Source organism: Xenorhabdus santafensis, assembly GCF_033949405.1.
In the GTDB taxonomy this organism is placed as follows: domain Bacteria; phylum Pseudomonadota; class Gammaproteobacteria; order Enterobacterales; family Enterobacteriaceae; genus Xenorhabdus; species Xenorhabdus santafensis.
This window is the reverse complement of record NZ_VCDN01000448.1, coordinates 1-306: the sequence shown is the minus strand read 5'-3', so window position 1 is coordinate 306 and position 306 is coordinate 1. Positions and strand designations below refer to the sequence as shown.

1 protein-coding gene is annotated in these 306 nt (G+C 35.9%); it reads right to left on the bottom strand.

Going from position 1 to position 306, the window contains the following annotated elements:
- Positions 1 to 306 (bottom strand): IS3 family transposase (locus FE392_RS23050; RefSeq protein WP_319931997.1); only part of this gene is annotated, 306 nt, incomplete at both ends.

Below are 306 nucleotides of genomic sequence, written 5' to 3'. Positions count from 1 at the left end.
ATCTGTAAGAAGTGTTTTCCCTGGGGTATTTTGTTTAAATTCCCGATTTAATTGATTCGGTACTATTCGATGTTCTTTTGTAGCTTTAAGCATTCTTTTATAAGGATTCGCTTTGCGAACCGGACAGATAATCTCGTATTTCTTCATAATTCTACGGATACGCTTTAAATTGTAGACAACTTGAAACTGACCCGCCAATGTCATCTTTATCTGACGAGCCCCTTTGTTTCTATTTCTAAATCGAAGTGCTTTTAATATGGTTTCCTTCAAGATTTCATCTCGATCACTCTTTTGTTTCCGTTGTTC